The sequence below is a fragment of the Chitinimonas viridis genome, from assembly GCF_030409555.1.
GTDB lineage: Bacteria > Pseudomonadota > Gammaproteobacteria > Burkholderiales > Chitinimonadaceae > Chitinimonas > Chitinimonas viridis.
On sequence record NZ_JAUFPU010000018.1, the window covers coordinates 673,554 to 691,948 of the forward strand.

Sequence of the window (18,395 nt, forward strand, 5' to 3'; positions counted from 1 at the left end):
GCCATCAGCCCCCTTAAGCTACACCACAGCGTCTGCTGCTGCCCGGAAAACCCCTCCCAGCGGGCCGCCCACTGCTTTGCAATAGCGGCGGAAGGCCAAGGGGAACTGGGGATTGCTATTGATGAAGAAGTGTTTGCCCTGCATGGACAAACACTGGGCCTGGTCGAACATCTCCCGCCAGGCAAAAACGTCGGAGACCGCCATCTCATCCTGCTCGCCAGCCAGTATCAGCGCCGGTATCTGCCGGATGCCGGGATGCAAGGACTCTGCTACATAGTTCTCGCCCAAGGCAAAGTCGGCACGGATGGCAGGGGCGAACAGACGCATGATCTCGGGGTCGGCCAGCAGTTCCGGGGGGGTGCCATCCAGGCTCCTGAGTTTTTCCAGGAACTGCGCCTCGGGCAGTTGGCTCATGGGGGCACGGCTACGGTCGCTACCCGGCGCGGGTTTGGCCGAGAGTATGATGGCTTCAGGCGGCCGCGCACCTGCATGCAGCAGGCGGTTGAGCATGACAAATGCCATCAGTGCGCCGTTGCTATGCCCGTACAGGGCATAGGGGCGGTCCAGCATGGGCAGCAAGGCGGGCAGCAACTGCGTGGCCACTGTCCTTAAGTCCCCGATCAAGGGCTCGGCCATACGCATGCCGCGCCCCGGTAACTGTATGCCATGGAGTTCGACTTCGGCAGGCAGCCATTGCCCCCAAGAGGCATAGGCTCCTGCACTACCGCCAGAGAAGGGGAAGGCAAACAGCCTTACCGAGGCACTGGATAAGCCGCTCAGTCGAACAAGCCAAGGTGTGGTTTTCATTTGCATGTCATCCTCAAAAGGCGGGCCGCCATCCACCGCAACAGCACACGGCAGCCCTGCCGAGATTAGAAGCGATAGCGCATCTTCATCAGGATCTGGTCTGAATCACGCAGCCGCAGTGCCTCATCAAACAGGTCGACGGTGCCGATCTCGCTGCGGTCCAGCTCGCTGCTGCCGCCACGTGAATAGGCCAGGAAAAGATCCGACTGCGGCCCGAGTGAGTAGCGATACCGTAGCTGCAGGCCAAACTTGTTGATGTCGAAATCGGCCTTGGTCTGACCGGTGGCAGTGAGCCTACCCGTCGGCTGCAATTGATAGCCCTGCCCGTTCGAGGCACGCATGGCTATCCATTCGGACTTGAGCCTAAGCTCATGCTTGCTGCCGGGAAACCAGTTGAGGCTCAGGCTGCCAAAATCGGCCTTGCGCTGGTAACGACCAAAATTCCGGCCGCCATCCCATACCAGCCATTCACGCGTCCACTCCGGGGTAAACTCGAACTCGGCGTTAAAGCTATCGCTGGGGTACCAACTGAGTGTCATGCCGGCCATGCGCGACAGCTTGTCCGACATGCCGCGTGGGATCAGGCTCACCAGACCGCTGAAAGCCCAATCGCCATAGCGTCGGCTCAGAAACTGCGCCTCGTAGTTCTGCCTGCTGGGGCGACGCCACAGCCCATTGCCGCGCGATATCGTGTCATCCCAACCTGAACTACTGGCGCTGGCTTGCAGGAACAGCAACTCGCCGCTGCGGAAGTTGAGGTAGCTGTTGAGCACGGCAACACTAGGGAGGCGATCACCGCGATCATTGGCGCGAGCCTGAGTTTCCAGTTGCCAGCGGCTGCTGCGCAAGAGCGACTGCTTGTCGCCGTTGCGGTGTATATATTGGGCCGAGGCTTCCAGCTCATTCAGGCTGCCACGGCGCTGGTAGCCGAGATCGTTGAAATTGAGCTGGTTGCCGAAATGCGCCGCCTCCAGTTCGTAACTCCAATTACTCGACGGATTCCAGCCCAGCACCAGGCGTGCACCGCTGTCATTGGTAGTTTGCCCACGCTGCTTGATGAAGCTGCCCAGCACCTGGGCATCAACCGAGATTGCCGAGTCGGGCTTCCAGCTGAGGTCGACAGCCTGGACATTGGCGGTTCGATCAAGATGGGGGCGATCAGTCAGGCTACCGAGCCAGCCCAGGCTGAGCTTCGGTGAAAGCGGGTATTGCAGGCGCGCCACATAGAAGTCTCGCCCGGCCTTGCCGTCTTCCGTCGCCACAAGCACACCGTAGTTCATGCCACCTTGCGAGCCATTGAGCTTGACGGCGGCATTGATATCACTGGCACCCGTGCCATCATCGGCATCACCACCGATACGTCGGGTGTGTATCAACTTGCCGGAATCCGCCGTATTCATGCTGAATATGCTTTGATTCTCGGTAAAAAATGGTCGTTTGTCGCCGAAAAATGTCTCTACTGCATCGAAATTGATCACCAGGCTATCAGACTCGACCTGGCCAAAATCGGGGTTGACCGTGGCACTGAGCTGGAAGTTGGGCGAGGGCTTCCAGAATACATCCACACCACTGCGATAGCGCGTCTTGTCGTTGAGCAGATCATGGTTGGCCGTCAGATAGGGCCAGTAGTGGAACAAAGCAGTACGGTACTGGGGTATCTCTATGCGCTCAAACCCCGAGAGAAAGCGGCCGCGCTCGATCGAGATAGCCGGCTGTGCCTGCAGTACGCCGTTGTGGCCCAGGCTACGGCTGAAATAGACACCCACAGTACGCTGTGGACTGGCCGGACCACGCATTGGTGCGACCGTCCAGGGAATCAGCATCTCAACCTGCCACCCGGCATCCGTTTCTGTCACTGCGGAACTCCAGTCGGTGTCCCAATCCAGATTCAGCTCGGTTTCGTTGGTGACTACGCCATCACTGACGGCCCCGGACAGGCCCACGCTGAAGCTATAGGCCGACAGCCCATCACCATCGAAATCGATGACGACGTTGACCTTGTCCGACTTCTTGGTCTGATCACGCTGCAGACGCGGTTTGACGCGAGGTACGCCCGGCGCTTGCTCCAACTTGAAAGCCACGACGATGCCAGCTTGGGTGGAGAGCAGATAGGCCTGTGTCGCCGTGCCGCTATCCGGGTCGGTCAAGCTGTATGGCTCGGTGATCTTGAAGTTGGAAAATTGCTGGGCTTGCGCCCACTCAGACTCATTGACCTTGCCATCAATCACGATCGCTGCCTCGGCCTTGCCAGACAGGCCCGTCGTCAGGGCAAACAGTGTCGCCACAGACGACGCAAGCAAGCCTCGTTTCATAGCATTCCTCATAGAATTCGGTGGATATCAGGGTGATTCGGTCCCATTCCGGGCAGCAGTCGGCCTTCCGATGCAGCGTACCTTTCGGGGGTAGTGCTATCGGCCTGCGTCAGTCGCGAGGATCGAGATCGGGGCTAGGCTGATCCGGTGCCCAAAACGCACCGGACCCGCCGATATCGGCTACCAGGTCGGCCTGGTGCCGTAGTGCGCTATTTGCCTGCCAGCGAGTCTGGTTTAGCTCCCGCACCCAACAGGAATTGCCGGGTGCCGGCATCCTTGGCCTGGTTCAATGGGGTGCGCCAGCGATTGCCATCGGCCATCACGCCCAGATTGACATCGGCACCCTTGGCAACCAGGTACTGCACGGTCTTCAAGTGACCGCCCCGTGACGCATTGATCAAGGCAGTTTCGTCATATGGGCCAGCGGCATTGATGTCGGCACCAGCCCGCAGCAGCAGCTCCACCACCGCCAAATGACCCTTGGCGCTGGCGGCGGTCAGGGGTAGGCCGTCACTGCGCCAGGCCAGATTGACCTTGGCCTGGCGGGCCAGCAGCTCTTCAACCACTTTCACCTTGCCTGCGCGGGCTGCGGCAATCAAGGCGGTACCGTCACCATCCACCCCGGCGTCGATGTCCACCCCGCGCTCCAGCCACTGCCTCACTTCATCTAGCCGGCCGGCCTTGGCGGCCTCCACCAGTTCAATCACACCGGGCGCTGCCTTAACCACCTGAGTGGCATCTTCGACGGTCTCCTGGATGCGCGGCGTAGCAGCCCATACCAGTGTTGCCGCCGCGCCCAGCAGTGATACGCAGGCTAGGCGGGTCCAGGTTTGCCTGATCTTCAGTTGTTTTTTATCCATGCTTAATAGCTCCTCCACACGTTGATTGAGCCCGTGGCGGGAACTGAACATCCCGCTTGCGAGCAGATGATGGGTTTGATGCCTGGCCACGCTTTCCATGCTGGTCAACAACGACCTTGCGTACGCCTTGCCCTGACCAGCCGCCTGGGCAGCCAGTGCATCGCAGGCCATCTCCCGCGATAGTTCCAGCCGTGTACAGATGGCGCGCAAAGCTGGACTCCACCAGTAAACAGCCATGATCAGCCGCTGCAGCACCAGGCTCCACAGATCGCGCCGACGGACATGGGCAATCTCATGGTTGAGCACGTCCCGCAGCACGGCATCGGGCAGATCTGCCTGGAGCTGTCTGGGCATCAGGATGCAGGGCTTCATCAGGCCCACCACCATGGGGCCAGGCAGGTTCTCCACGGCCATGATGGCGGTGCCGGCAGGCAGCTGCTGCTGCATCATGCGTTGCAACTGGGGTGCAAGCCGGGCACTCCGCCTGAGCTGCAGCGAGACCCACCAGCCCTGTGCCAGCCGCGCAAGCTGCCACAGGCTGCCAGCCAGCCAGACCGTCAGAACCGCCGCGATCAACCAGGCCGGCAGCTCCCAGGTGTCGGCAGGCAACCCCAGCTGCGCCACCGTGCTGATGCCCACGTCGACGTTCGTGGCAACCGCCGGTTGGGTGGCCAACTGGCCTGCCGCCAGCAAGGCCTGCGGCGCTGCCGTCATGGCCGTTGCTGGCGCGGGCACCGGCGCGGGCACTGGCATGGTGGATAAGGCAAGCCCAGGCGCAAACATGGCCAGCGGTGCCAGCGCCGCCAGTACCAGCATGCCCAGCCACAGCCAGGATCGTTCGGTGACACCGAACACCCGCATCCTCACAACAACTGCCGCCAGCAGCAGCAGCGCCGTGCTCTGCCATAGATGCTGCATGACAAACATCTGCAGTAGCGTCACCCATTGCGTATTCATTGTGTTCCATCCTCTTCGGCGTCCGGGGCATCTGCCACCAGGCGTTTCAGCGCTTCCAACTCGTCGGGGCTCATCTCATGCTGCTCGATGAGGTGTTGCGCCAACACCTGGGGAGAACCATTGAAGAACTGCTTGAGCAAGCGCTCCAGCGCGCTCTTCCGCGCTTCTCCCCGACTGATGGTGGGGGTGTAGATAAAGGCCCGGCCTTCTTGGTGATAGGTAACCAGTCCCTTCTTCTCCAGCACCTTGAACATGGTCAACACCGTGGTGTAGGCAACCGACTTCTTCTTGGCTATCTCGTCCGTCACTTCACGCACCGAGGCTTGCTTCTTGCGCCACAGCACTTCCAGCAGTTCGCGCTCGGCATCGGTCAGTGCAGCTGCAGTCGGTCTTGTCATGGTCGGTTCCTTCCGTTCTATGGCAACCATTAAATAGGTCGCCACCTGCCACGTCAACTAAAAGATTAGTTGTAATAAATTAGTTGTAAGGTTTTAGTTGAAACCGTGCCCACCCGACTACAGCCTGGTCATGGCATCAGGCCCGGCTATTCCCAAACAGCCTGGCCAAAGACTGTATGCCGTGCGGCGAAGCCAGCGAACCGAGGGCCGAGCAACGCTCTTGGAACTCCTGCAAGCCCTGCTCGAACAAGCGATCGGGGCTCAGGGCCAGGGTAGGCTGGCGCCAGGGCACGTCGTAGAACTGCGGCACGCTTTCGAACAGGAAGGTGAACACATCCCGCCAGGACAGCAGCTTGACCTGGAAAACCAGGTGCAGGCTTTCGTCTATGTTCTCGGTGGTGTGCCAGTAACCCCTGGGCAAGAACATCACCGAGCCGGGCTCCATTTCGATGGTGTCCCAGGACTTGGGCGATTCCACCGGCCGCTGGGGGTCTTTCAGCTGCATTCGGATATCAGGCCGCTTTTCCGCGCCTGCCTGGCCACTCTTGGTGGGCCAATCTATGTAGTCGTTGGGGGCCACATGCCAAACCTTGCGTCCCTTCAGCTGCAGGATGAACAGCTCCTGTGGATCCCAGTGCCACGACAGGCCACGTCCTGGCATGGAGGCAAAGGCATTGACCTGGGTAGTACCTGGCAGCAGGCCAAGCGCGCCATCGAGCTCCCGGGTCCATTGCAATATCGGTTCGCTAGCCAGCCGCGTCATGTAGATGGTGCAGGCAGCGCGATAAAGCTCGATGGCCCGGTCCGGGGTGATGTCCTCTTCGCTACGCTTATCCTCTCGTGTGTAGTCGGCCCGTATCGAGCCCTGCAAAGGGCTGCGCAGCAGCGACTCTACACCGGCGAAATCGGGGTGCTCGACGATCTCTGCAAAACGCGACATCGGACCGGTGATATGGACGAATTCCTTGGGCCATTTACCCGCCAGGAAATCCGCCGGGGTGAACGGGTGTACCAGCGAGGCAAATCTCGCGGAATCGGCCAAGGTAGGGGCTGACACGGTCTGAGCATTCATGCGTAACTCCATTGGGAAGTGCTAGCGATCATGTTTACAGGATTGGGTATGCCGTTGATGCGTCCACCGGCATCGACTCAGGCACTGACCGTGGCGTAGTCGGGCGTGGCCACCGTCTGGTCGGTACGACTGGGGAAACGATTACTCTCGAGCCTGATCCGGCCGGCTTCGAAATCGACACGACGATCAGCGATAGGGAAGTACCGGTCATCGTGGGTCACGGCGACCACGGTTCGGCCGCTCTGCTGCAGCCAAGGAATGATTTCCTCGTAGAAGGTACGCCGGTATTGCGGGTCCTGATCGGCCGCCCACTCGTCCAGAACGTAGATATCCCGCTCGCGCGATATGGCCGATACCAACGCCAGGCGCTTGCGCTGGCCCTGCGACAGCCGCACCGTATCGAACACGCCGCCAAGGACCTTGACCACGCTGGCCATCTTGAAGCGTTCCAGCAAGGAGACGACTTGCGCATCGGCTGCTGCCTTGCCGCTGCCATCCAGTACCTGACCAAACAGGTAGAAATCCGACAGCACCATGGAGAACAAGGCACGGTAGCCTTCATTGTCCGCCCATGACTGCTTGACGCCATCAATGTAGATGCTGCCTGCGCTCGGCTCGTGCAGCCCCAGCAGCAGCTTGATGAAGGTGGACTTGCCACTGCCATTGCCGCCGGTGATGAAGATGACTTCGCCCTTGCGTATCTCGAGATCCAGCGGACCCAGCACAAAGGGGGCTTCAGCGCCTTCCTGCCTGTAGGTGAACTCGATCTGGGAAAACTGGATGGTGTTCCAGGCCGGCGCATGGGCTACCGGTGCTGCCAGCGACTTATCCCCATCGATCTGCAGGCTATCGATCTTGCTGAGGGAGACGCGCGCGTGGGCAAACTGCTGCAGCAGGTTCATGACCATGCCGAACGGCCCGGCACAGTAGGTGATGATGAGCGCGTAACTCATCACCAAGCCCTGATCACCCAGGCGGCGTCCTGCCTCAGTGACCACCCCCAGCAACAGGAATACCAGTGCCACGGTGACACCACGGTTGAGATCCCACATCATCCGGAATCCGCGCTCATGCTTGCGCAACTGCTCGGCCCGCCGCTGCAGATCATGCTCGTAGTAGTGCTGCTTGCGCGCAGCATCCACCGCCAATTGGGCGCTGCCCTCCAGCATGCCCTTGTAGCCATCCATCATGGCGTCCTGGCTATCGCGCATGTCGCGGCTACGCCGGGCAAGCTTGCCTATCAAGGTGCGCGACACCATGAAGGAGATACCTATCGCCACCGCCAGCACACCGAACAGCATGGGCGAAAGATAGGCCAGGTAGGAGAGGCAGCTGACCAGCAAGATCAGATTGAAGATAAAGGTGGGCAACTCGGAGAACGCATTGGAAATGCTGGTCACGTCGCTGATCAGTACGTTGTAGAGCCGGGACGAACCCGCCCGTTCCAGCTTGTCATAGGCCGTACCCAATATCCGCCGAATCAGAGAAACGCGGATCTGGAATACCGCATCGGCACTCAGACGCGACAGCAGTGTGGAGGTACCTATCGTCATGAGCAGCCAGATGCCCCAGACCGCGCCGTAGTACAACGGGCTGTATGGCAGGGAAGCCCCGCCCTTGGTCTGCGAGATCATGCTGAACAGGCTAAGTGCCAGCAAGGCGGAAACACCGCTGCTCACCGTGGCGAGTAACAGAAGTTTCCCGAGTTTCCTGATGAAGTAAGAAAGCATGAGTTGTTGTCCGAGTTCAGGATTGGCTAGCCAGCACATGGCCAGTGAGGTTGCAAAGCGACTGCTTGTAGGTCGCGAAGAAGTCCGGCAAGCCAAATGCAAGGCCCCGATCCAGTTGCAGCAGGCAGGAAACGCCGCCATCCGGTTCGACGCCCAGCGTGATGCCTATGGGGAAGCCAAAGTTATCCAGCGCGTAGGTGCCGGTGATGGCTGCATTACCCTCACCCAGGTCTTCGTTATGGAAATTGACGAAGTTGAAGCTGGCTCCGATACGCTGCGAAGGCTCGCCCAGCGCCTCGATACATGGCAGCGGGAAGCGGGCGTAGGGCTCCAGTCCCATCAATTGCGCCTGCACCCAGATGCTACGATCTACGCCCTCGCCTTCCGGCAGACGCGTGCCGAATGGCATCAGGTTCCAGTACAGACCCATGGCGTGGAACGGATCAGACAGCTGCTCGCTGCGACCATTGCTGACAACACCGATGACGGGATTTAGCCCCCGGACATGGAGTGCCTGCATGTAGGCGGTCAGAAAGATCGCCTTGGCCGTCAGATTGTGAGCCTGTCCCAGCTGGTTGACGGCATGCACCAAGCCGGTATCAATGGCTTGGGTCTGGGCCGCATAACGAGGCCCTGCCACCGTAGCGGTGACGGGATAGCTGGCGGCCATCCCTGCCATCCGCTGGCGCCAGAAAGCCGTCTGTTCCGGGTCTTGCACCAGTGCATGCTGTATCAGCGCGTATTCCTTGCAGACATTCACGGGCGCCAATGCCGCCGTTTCCACACCCTGGATAGCGTCGCGGTAGTACCGCGATACCCGGTTCAGGAAAACCACGTTTCCCCAGCCATCCTGGATGGCATGATGGTTGGAGAACACCACCTCGGCCTGGTCGGCGGCGAGCTGCATGATTGCGGCACGTGCCAGCGGTGCGGAGAGATCGAATGGATCAAAGCCGTGTTGCTGGTCTTCCTCCAGCCATTGCCGTACGGCCTGGCCTTGCGCTACCGCATCCCGTGCCCGCAAGTCGCGCTGGACGACCGTCACGCCGGATGCGGGCAGTTGTACCTGAAAGCAGGCACTGTCGTGGGCGATAAAACGGGTCTTGAAGTTAGGTGCATCGCTGGCCGCAAGAATCGCCTCTGCCAGTACCCCGATATCCAGCCCAGGCATGTGGATGCGTAGGGCCTGTTGGGCATGGAAGATGCCGTGCCGGGCGCTATCCTCGGCATACCTCGCTATCATGTAGCGTTGCATCTCGGTAGCCGGATAGACATCTTCATAAAGCTGCCGCAATCCGCCCGGAACAGGATCGCCCGCAGGGATGATGTGCTGGGCCGTCTTTGCCACACCGCCACTGGCCAGGTAGCTGGCCAGGGCACGGATGGTCTGGAACTTGAAAATATCCATGACCGTGAGTGCCAGCCCTTGCTGGCTAGCCTCATATACGACCTGGATGCTGCGGATGGAATCGCCGCCGATGGAGAAGAATCGGTCGGTGACACTGATCGCGGTGCGCCGCAGCACCTGCTGCCAGACCTGCAGCAACACATGCTCCAGCCGTGTCTGCGGCAGCTCCAGGGAAGTCCGCTCCTGCGCGGCTTCGGCCAACTTCACCATTGCAGCACGGTCAAGCTTGCCATTGGGCAAGATCGGAAACTGCTGGATGGCCAGCGTGCGCGACGGCACCATGTACGCAGGCAGAAACTGGCTCGCGTGCGCCAACAGTTGCGCCTGGGTGGTCGTTGCATGGCTTTGCACCAGGGCCACCAGTTGCGCCCCCTCGGCCACTACCGTGATGGCCCGCTGCACGCCAGGTGCAGTGCTCAGTACGGCGTCGATTTCCGCCAGCTCGATCCGCTGACCATGCAGCTTAACCTGCTGATCCATCCGCCCCAGGTAACGAAGCGCTCCGTCGGGCAGCAGCCGGGCGAGATCCCCCGTCCGGTAGAACAGCCGGTCCAGGCCGTCTGGCACGAAGCATTTTTCATCGGTCAGATCCTGACGGTTCAGGTAACCCGAAAACAGGCCGGCACCACCGATGCACAGCTCGCCAGGGATACCGATGCCTGCCAGGCGCCCATACGCATCGACCACGATGACCTGTGTATTGTCTATGGGGCCGCCTATGTCGGCAGCCTCGCCATCATTGGGTGTACATAGCTGATAGGTGGCGTCGATACAGGCTTCGGTAGGGCCATACAGATTGCAGAGGCTGGCTGACAGCCTGGTGAAACATTTCTGTCGCAGGGCCCGGGTAAGTGCTTCGCCGCCGGCAAACACACGGTTCAGCGCAGGCAGTGCCGTAAACGCAGGGTAATCCACCAGGGTATCCAGCAACGAAGGCACGAATTGCGCCACCGTGACCTCGCGCCGCGCCATCAGATCCATCAGGTAGGCCAGGTCGTAGGCATTGTCCTGCCTGGCAATGACCATCGTGCCGCCGACCAGCAGCGGTGCCCAGAACTCCCAGACCGACGCATCGAAGCTGGACGAGGTGCGCTGCAGAAAGACATCGGCAGCGGAGAATTCGAAACGCCCTATCATCCAGCGCATATGGTTGAACAGGGCACGGTGCGGAATCATCACCCCCTTTGGGGTGCCGGTAGAACCTGAGGTGTACAGCACATAGGCCAGGTCTTCGCCGGATATTGCCACGCCAAGCGGGGTGTCTGGCTGCGCTGCGGCGGCCCTTTCCAGTTCGGCCAATGCAAGGAATCGGGCATTTCCGGTAGATGGACCGGTCAGCTGCGGCAGGGTGTCTCCGTCAACAAGGACCAGGCCGGTACCCGAGTTGTCCAGCATGTAGGCCAGGCGCTCGCTCGGGTAATCCCTATCCAGCGGTATATAGGCCGCCCCAGCCTTGAGCACCGCCAGCATCGCCACGACGTAGCCAAGCGAGCGGTGCTGATACAGGCCGACCAGTTGCCCCTTGCCTATCCCCTCCTGCCGGAGTTGCCTGGCCAGTCGATTGGCACGTGCGTCGATCTCAGCAAGCGGGCTGCGATGCGTATCGTCCATCACCGCACCCTGGCCAGTGCCCGCCAAAGCAGACTCAAACCAGGCCACCACATTGGCGTTGGCCTCAAGTGGCACGACCGCACCCTGGCCCAGCGCCAGTACTTGCGCCTGCAAGGCAGGCATCAACCGCAGGCCCAGCTCGGCTTCAGCTTCGGTGTCGGCCAGCACTTCCAGCAGGCAGTACCACTGTTCGACCAGGCAGTCGATAGTAGCCTGCGAATAGCTATCTGCACCCGACTCTACCAGAAGGCAGCCATGCACCTGCTGCAGCCAGACCGAGCCCATAGCCCGGCAAGCACCGCTGCCTACAGACAGCGCATCGAGACATGCTAGCTGGTTGGCCATGGTCAGCATGCGGAAGGCGTAGCGAGTGGCGTCACCCCCTCCTTCCGCCACGAAGCAATCCTGCTGCGCACGCATTTCGGCGCTGGCATGGGCCACTGCCAGAAAGCTGGCGGGAGTGCGAAGATCACAGCCCTCGGGCAATGCAAATGGCAGCGCCCGCTCCAACGGCCCCAGGCTGTACGCCAACTCCGGCAGGCTTACGCCATCCATGATGCGTGTCACCGCCGGCAAGACCTGGTCTTCGCTTAAGGTCTGCAATAGCCACAGCCAGCTGCCGAAGTACAAATCTTCCACCGGCAGCCCCCAGCGCTCGGCCTGCCTCGCCAGCGCTAGGCAGAGCGCATCCGGCAGGGCGCGGCGCGCCTGCGGCAGCCTTGCCGGCCCGGCCTTCGCTACCGTATCGAAAACCAGCCCCTTGCCGGTGGGCGCCGCCTGCTGGCTACGCCAAAACCGCCGCCCAGCCTCACTCTCGTCAGCCAGTGCCACCTCCTCCAGCCATGCCGACAGGTCGGCATACTGGATAGGCTCGGCGTTTTCCGACAGCACAGCGCCCCCCAGCAACTGCAGCAGCTGGACCAGCGTACGGGCATCTGCCGCCAGCGGGGCCGCAGCCAGTATCAGGTACTGCCCACCATCGGGCAGCAAAGCGGCCAGCACGGCCAGGCCGGTTTCCACCCGCATCGATCCGCTGGCCTCGTTCCAATGCAAAGTCTTCATCTGCGCCACCGTGGCCTCATCCAGGTGACGCCAATCCTCTTCGCGCAAGCTCAGCATCTCGGCCGAATAGGCCAGCGGCACCTGTATGGGCTCAAGCAGGCCAGGTTGCCGTGCGAAGCGGGTTCGGAGTATCTCGTGCTCGGCCAGCATGGCCAGCAAGCGGTGCCGCAGTTGCGTACTTTCCAGTGCGCAGCCCAAGTGGCCGGCAATCGCGTGACAGTGGACCGGCCTATCCTCGCGGGAGCGCAGCGTCCACAGGCTGCGCTGCTGGGGTGAAAGGGCAAAGCCGTCCTGTGTGGCGACGGCGAGTTCGGTAAGGTTGTTCACTTTGTTCTATCCCAGGTTGGGTGAGCGGCCTGAGCCGGCACATAGGGCTGGCCCATGGCAACCACAATGGCGCGAGGACCTTGGAAGGGATTACGGCCATGGGCAATCAGCATGTTGTCCAGCAGCACCATGTCGCCTTGCTGCCAGGGAGTGACGAGCGTGGCCTGCCGATAGGCGGCATTGATATGGGCGATGATGCCGTCGTCGATCTGCTGACCGTCGCCCCAGCAGGTGGCATAGGGCAGCGCGTCATGTGCGAACTGAGCCAGCAACCCCTGCCGCACCGGTTCGGGCAGGCTGCTGGGATGCCAGAATGCAATATGGTTGAACCAGACATGCTCGGCGCTGACAGGGTGCTGCCGTATCGCAGGCCGCACCTGCCGCGTACGGATGTGCTCCTCGTCAAATATTTCGAGGGCGATGTCCGACTGTGCGCAGTACCGCCGCACCTCATCCAGGTCATCGGTATTGAAAGCCTTGCGCCAGCTCGGTCCCAGACCATTGCCATAGTTGCGGATCAGCATCCAGCCACGCTCGGAAAATTGCTGCACGATGGCTGGATCCAGATTCGCCAGCACCCGGCGGACATCCGTCAGTGGCGTCTCGCCGCCTTGGGCCGGTGCGGTTCGGCAGGCAAAGCAGATCTTCATCGGCCAGCGCATGACATAGGACAACTCGTTGTGCTGGGCGATGGTTTGATCGTGCGGAAACTCGGTGGAGGTGTAGACACCCTCACCCAGCTGGGTGCGCGGGGTAGCCCCTTCCATATAAGGCTGGATATCCGGAATGGTGGCCTTGACCAGCCCCTGGAACAGCCCATTGCCATCGCCGCCAAAGCCCCGGAACACCACGCCCCCATATTGCAGCAGCGCCGCCTCCACCTCGGGGCGGTTCTGCTGCAGCCAGCCGATCAGGTCCACCGCAGCATGCGCCGGTTCAAACAGCCGCAAGCGGGTCTGCCCCCCTTGCAGCTCGCTACGCAGGATCAAGTCGGTCACTGCAACTGATTTACGCACAGCATTCAGGCGCGATAGACGCGCCGCAACATCGATAGCCGTCATGGCAGAACTCCTTCGTGGGAGGAAACCGAGGGGATAGGTTTGCGCAGGCGGTTGGCGCCCGTAAGGCGCTGGCGCAGGCTGTCGATCTCATCGCGCTGCCGCTGCAGAAAGGTGTTGCGCACTGCGGCCAGGGTGCTGCCCGGCTGTGCGGCAATCTGCCCTGCCATGCTCAGCAGATTCGTTTCCAGGGCGCGGATCGTATGCGGCTTGAAGTAATCGGCATTGAACTCCCACTCCCCCCGCAGCCCCCCGTCCGCTTCGGCCAGGGTCAACATCAGGTCTAGCTTGCAGCTGCGGTTGCCGAGCACCAGCCGCTGCAGGGTGATTTCCGGCATGGCGGCTTCGCCAGATGCGGGGAAGTTCTGGAATACCAGCTTGGTCTGAAACAGGGGATGCTGTGAGAGGCCTCGCTCCAGCCCCAAGGCGGAAACGATCTGCTCTACCGGTACGTGTTTGTGACCGTAAGCCTCCAGCGTATTGGTCCGGGTACGCTGCAACAGCTGAGGGAAATCGCTGCAATCACGCAGGTCGGTGGCGATCGCTAGCTGGTGCACGAACAGGCCAACCAGGCGCTCTGTCTCTGCATGGTCTCGACCTGCCATGTCGGTACCCACCACGACGCTGTCCTGTTTGCTGTAGTCGGCGATGACCAGGTTGTAGATGGCCAGCAGCACCACAAACAGCGAAGTGTCGTACTCAACCGCAATACGTTTGAGCGCAGCTGTGGTATCGGCATCCATGGCGAAGCTGGACTCCCCCAGGGGATAGCTCGCAGCGGCATGGCGGGGGGCATCGGTAGGCAACAGCGGCAGCTCGCGTACGAAAGCCAACGCCTCCAGCCAATAGTCCAGGCCATGGGTCGCCGCATCATCCTGGGCCTGGGCACGCTGCCACGCAGCAAAGTCGGTGTACTGTATGGGGAGCGGCGGTACGGCCGTGTCTGTCTCGTGCCGCACCCGTTCCCGATAAAAGCTAACCAGCTCCGCCGAGATGACTTGCATGGACCACCCATCGGCAACGATATGATGCATGTTCAGCAGCAGCACATGCTCGTTGTCACCCAAGCGATACAGCGTCGCCGTAAATACGGGGCCCTGCTCCAGATCAAAGGGCTGCAGCACCTCGCGCTGCAGTGCCAGCATGCACACCGCCATGGGCTGGGCATGGCTGCTCAAGTCCACCTGTACCATGGACCAAGCGGAAAGCGGCGCGATCTGCTGGCGGCCAACGCCTTGCCTGTTGACATAGCGGCTGCGGAGTATCTGATGACGGGAGACCAATGCTTGCAGCGCTGCCGCCAGGGCCCCGGTGTCCAAGCGGCCATCCAGCTTCAGCGCCACCGGCAGGTTGTAGCTTGTGCTATTGCCCAGTAATGCCTCGAACCACAAGCGCTGCTGGGAGAACGACAAGGGATAGTCATCAGCGGGTGGCTGCGGTTCGATCGCCCGCCCCGTTGCCTGCCTGTCCTGAACCGATAGCCAGGCCGCCTGTTGCCGAATGGTAGGCTGCCCCAGGAACACCGCGAAAGCCGCGTCCACCCCCAGCTCATCACGTACGCGGCTGCATAGCCGCATCATCAGCAATGAATTGCCGCCCAGTTCGAAGAAACTGTCGGTCGCACCTACCGTGGTCAACCCCAGGACATCGCACCAGATGCTTGCGAGGGCTGTTTCCAGCGCGCCCTGCACGGCCACCTGCCCGGTATCGGCGAGCAAGGCAGATTCGGCGGGTGGAAGGCGATGGCGGTCAACCTTGCCATTGGCACTGATAGGCATGGCAGGCATCAGCACGATGGCCGCTGGCAGCATATAGGCGGGCAGACGAATCTGCAGTGCGGCCCGCAGGCTAGCCGCGCTGCATTGCACGCCCTGTGCCGGCACGACATAGGCGGCCAGGTACTTGCCTTTCTGAGGATGCTCGCAGACCATGACCATGGCCTCGCTCACCATGCCCAGATCCAGCAAGGCATGTTCAAGCTCTCCCAGTTCCACACGGAAGCCTCGTATCTTCACTTGATGATCCATGCGCGAGAGATACTGCAAGGTGCCATCAGCCAGCCAGCGCACCAGGTCGCCGGTTCGATACAGCGTGCCGCCTGCGGCAAAGGGGTCGCGCAGAAATTTCTCGGCGTTAAGCTCCGGGCGGTTCAGGTAGCCACGCGCGACGCCCTCTCCCCCCACATGCAGTTCGCCCACCGCCCCATAGGGAAGCAGCTCTTGATTGCTGCCCAGCACATAGCAACGGGTACCGCTGATCGGGCGCCCTATGGGGCAGGCATGCGGCAAGGCAGCATGCACCTCGTACCCCGTGGTGAAGGTGGTGTTCTCGGTGGGGCCATACATATTCAGCAGATGGCGTGGCTTGCCGGCTGCCACGACACGGTTGATCGATTGCGTCTCTGCCTTTTCGCCGCCAAACAGCAAGCACCTTAGACCGGCAAACATGCCTGGCCTCAAGGCCGCCGTCTGGTTGAACAGCGCCGTGGTCATCCACAGGATGCTGATACGCTGCTGCGTTAGCGTCGCCTCCAGGGCAGCAGGGTCTAGCAGCGTATCGGTAGGGACAAAGCAAAGGCAGGCACCGTTAAGCAGTGCTGCCCAGACTTCAAAGGTGGTGGCATCAAAGGCACTGCTGGAAGCCTGGGCAACAATGTCGGTGGGGGTGATATCGAGATAATCAGGTGCACAAACCAGGCGCACTATTCCCCGCTGCTCGACCATGGCCCCCTTGGGCATGCCGGTGGAACCCGAGGTGTACATCAAATAGGCCAGGCGCCGGCCATCGCCTGCAGCAGGCATGACGAGCGGTGCATCAAAGCTAACCCCGCCGTCGCACTCACCTACGATCATGGTGGTTGCCAGGCTCGCGACAAAGGGCGCTGTCCGGCGGGAACACAGCAATAGTTCGCAACCGGCGTCCTCGATGATCAGGCCTATGCGCTCCATGGGTGCAGCGGTATCGAGCGGCACATAGGCGGCACCCGCCAGCAACACCGCCAGCATAGCCACCACCATGTCGACACCGCGCTCCAGATAGAGGCCGACCGGTTGTTCGTCGTGCAAGCCGTGCTGCGTCAGCACATCCGCCAGCTGGCGCACGCGCTGGCCCAGTTCGGCGTAGCTCAGGGTTTGCTCGCCGTCGACCAAGGCAGGTCGATCCGGATAGCGTTTTACCTGTTCGAAGAAGACCTGTGGTACAGAGTCCCGCACGCCGGTCGTTTCAGCACCTGCCAATTGACCCAGCAATTGCTGGCGTTCGCTGGCCGGCAACATGTCTATTTCTGCCAGCGGCGTATCCGGCAAGGCCACCAGTGACTGCAGCAGCAGTTCAAACTGCGCCGCCATGCGCGCTATGGTTTCTGCCTTGAACAAGGCGCTGCAGTACTCCCATTGCAGGGCCAGCCCGCCGTCATGCTCAGCCACACTCAAGGTCAGATCGAACTTGGCCGTGTGGGCCGGCATGGTGACGGCCGACAGCGCCAAGCCATCCAGTGTCACGGCAGCCGACTGGTTGTTCTGCATGGCAAACATGATCTGCACCAGCGGCGGGTGGCTGCTGGAGCGTTCTGGGTTCAAGGTTTCCACCAGCAGATCGAAAGGCACGTCCTGATTGCCGTAATCCTGCGCAATCCGCGTCGCGGCTTCTGCCAGGGCAAGCCGAAACGAGCTGCTGGCATCGATCGTATTGCGCAGCACCAGGGTATTGACGAAGAAACCGATCAAACCCTCAAGCTCGGGACGCAGGCGATTGGCAATCGGCGTGCCGAAAACCACCTCGCGCTCATTGCTCCAGCGCGACAGCAATAGGGCAAATGCCAGTTGCAGGCCAATAAAGGGCGTCGTGCCGGTTTCACGGCAGAGCTGCCAAAACCTGCCCGTGCTTGCCCCATCCAGGGTGCTGGCATGCACTGCGCCGTCGTAGCGCTGCATGCCCGGCCGGGGAAAGTCGGTCGGTACGCCATGCAGGTGTGGAATACCGTCCAGGCGCTGCCGCCAATAGTCGAGCTGGCGGTTCAGCCCCCCTTGTGCCTGCCAGGCGCTCTGCCAGACGGCGTAGTCGCCATACTGGGCCGCCAGCGCCGGCAGCGACACCGCACGCCCGTGGGTGGCAGCGGCATACAGTTGCGTGAACTCGGCCACCAGAACGCCCATGGACCAACCATCGGACGCAATGTGGTGCATGTTCAACAGCAGCACATGCTGCTCTTCAGACAATCGCACCAGCGTGGCGCGTAGCAGCAGGTCGGTCGCCAACTGGAAGGGGCGCGCGCACTCTGCGGCCATGAGCGCCTGCAAGTCCGTCGCCTGGCTCTGGCCTGCCGGCAGTTCAAGGTATCCCAACTCAAACTGGACACCCTCGCGCACCTGGCATAGGGGCTCGCCATCCTGCTCAACATAGACCGTACGCAGTACGCTATGGCGCTCGATGATGGCCTGGAACGCCTGTGCCGCGGCCTGACGGTCAAGCTTGCCATCCACCCGCAGTGCCACGGGCATGTTGTAACTGGCACCTACACCGTTCATTCGATCCAGCAGCCACAGGCGCCGCTGGGCATAGGAAGGAGGGTAGTGGAGCTGCGTACCGGCGCTGATCGGGGGCGCACCGTGCTTTTCACGCGATTCGTGCTGGATCAGCAGGGCTAGCAAGGCATCCCGGTGCTGCCTGATCAGTGCGCCCAGTTCTTCGGTAATAACCCCCTGTGCAGCCCGCGTCACCAGCTTGCCGTCCTTGATGCGCAACTGTACGCCCAGCGCATTCAGGCGGTTGATTACTGCAATGGCATCTGTCAT

At 61.4% G+C, this 18,395-nt stretch carries 9 protein-coding genes; all 9 read right to left on the reverse strand.

The genetic code is table 11. The features are described 5' to 3' along the window. Nucleotides 1-18: 18 nt before the first annotated feature. The 9 genes from QWZ03_RS16230 to QWZ03_RS16270 all read right to left on the reverse strand — a co-directional run bounded on the left by QWZ03_RS16230 (nt 19) and on the right by QWZ03_RS16270 (nt 18,395). On the reverse strand, nt 19-807 hold the full coding sequence (locus QWZ03_RS16230; protein ID WP_290333670.1) for a thioesterase II family protein: 789 nt from the start codon (nt 805-807) through the stop codon (nt 19-21). A 65-nt stretch (nt 808-872) separates the two neighbouring features. Beyond that, nucleotides 873-3,119 (reverse strand): DUF5916 domain-containing protein, encoded by a 2,247-nt coding sequence (locus tag QWZ03_RS16235; protein WP_290333671.1) that lies wholly within the window; start codon nt 3,117-3,119, stop codon nt 873-875. Nucleotides 3,120-3,328: 209 nt separating this feature from the next. After that, a complete protein-coding gene (locus QWZ03_RS16240) occupies nt 3,329-4,936 on the reverse strand; it encodes a M56 family metallopeptidase (protein ID WP_290333672.1) in 1,608 nt (535 codons plus the stop codon). Further along, complete coding sequence (locus QWZ03_RS16245; RefSeq protein ID WP_290333673.1) at nt 4,933-5,334, reverse strand: BlaI/MecI/CopY family transcriptional regulator; 402 nt, start codon at nt 5,332-5,334, stop codon at nt 4,933-4,935. The genes QWZ03_RS16240 and QWZ03_RS16245 overlap by 4 nt, the downstream gene beginning before the upstream one ends. A gap of 136 nt (nt 5,335-5,470) precedes the next feature. Then, on the reverse strand, nt 5,471-6,406 hold the full coding sequence (locus QWZ03_RS16250; RefSeq protein WP_290333674.1) for a JmjC domain-containing protein: 936 nt from the start codon (nt 6,404-6,406) through the stop codon (nt 5,471-5,473). Nucleotides 6,407-6,483: 77 nt separating this feature from the next. Then, on the reverse strand, nt 6,484-8,136 hold the full coding sequence (locus tag QWZ03_RS16255; RefSeq protein ID WP_290333675.1) for a cyclic peptide export ABC transporter: 1,653 nt from the start codon (nt 8,134-8,136) through the stop codon (nt 6,484-6,486). Nucleotides 8,137-8,152: 16 nt separating this feature from the next. Beyond that, nucleotides 8,153-12,544: a non-ribosomal peptide synthetase gene (locus QWZ03_RS16260; RefSeq protein ID WP_290333676.1), complete on the reverse strand. Its 4,392-nt coding sequence runs from the start codon at nt 12,542-12,544 to the stop codon at nt 8,153-8,155. After that, nucleotides 12,541-13,605: a TauD/TfdA family dioxygenase gene (locus QWZ03_RS16265; RefSeq protein WP_290333677.1), complete on the reverse strand. Its 1,065-nt coding sequence runs from the start codon at nt 13,603-13,605 to the stop codon at nt 12,541-12,543. Before QWZ03_RS16265 ends, QWZ03_RS16260 begins: the two co-directional genes overlap by 4 nt. Beyond that, entirely contained in the window at nt 13,602-18,395 is a 4,794-nt protein-coding gene (locus tag QWZ03_RS16270; protein WP_290333678.1) for a non-ribosomal peptide synthetase, read from the reverse strand. Before QWZ03_RS16270 ends, QWZ03_RS16265 begins: the two co-directional genes overlap by 4 nt.

Coding starts and splice junctions, on each gene's coding strand:
- QWZ03_RS16230 (WP_290333670.1), bottom strand. CDS start 807: ATGAAAACCACACCTTGGCTTGTTCGACTGAGCGGCTTATCCAGTGCC.
- QWZ03_RS16240 (WP_290333672.1), bottom strand. CDS start 4,936: ATGAATACGCAATGGGTGACGCTACTGCAGATGTTTGTCATGCAGCAT.
- QWZ03_RS16265 (WP_290333677.1), bottom strand. CDS start 13,605: ATGACGGCTATCGATGTTGCGGCGCGTCTATCGCGCCTGAATGCTGTG.
- QWZ03_RS16255 (WP_290333675.1), bottom strand. CDS start 8,136: ATGCTTTCTTACTTCATCAGGAAACTCGGGAAACTTCTGTTACTCGCC.
- QWZ03_RS16245 (WP_290333673.1), bottom strand. CDS start 5,334: ATGACAAGACCGACTGCAGCTGCACTGACCGATGCCGAGCGCGAACTG.
- QWZ03_RS16270 (WP_290333678.1), bottom strand. CDS start 18,395: ATGACAGATGCCATTGCAGTAATCAACCGCCTGAATGCGCTGGGCGTA.
- QWZ03_RS16235 (WP_290333671.1), bottom strand. CDS start 3,119: ATGAAACGAGGCTTGCTTGCGTCGTCTGTGGCGACACTGTTTGCCCTG.
- QWZ03_RS16250 (WP_290333674.1), bottom strand. CDS start 6,406: ATGAATGCTCAGACCGTGTCAGCCCCTACCTTGGCCGATTCCGCGAGA.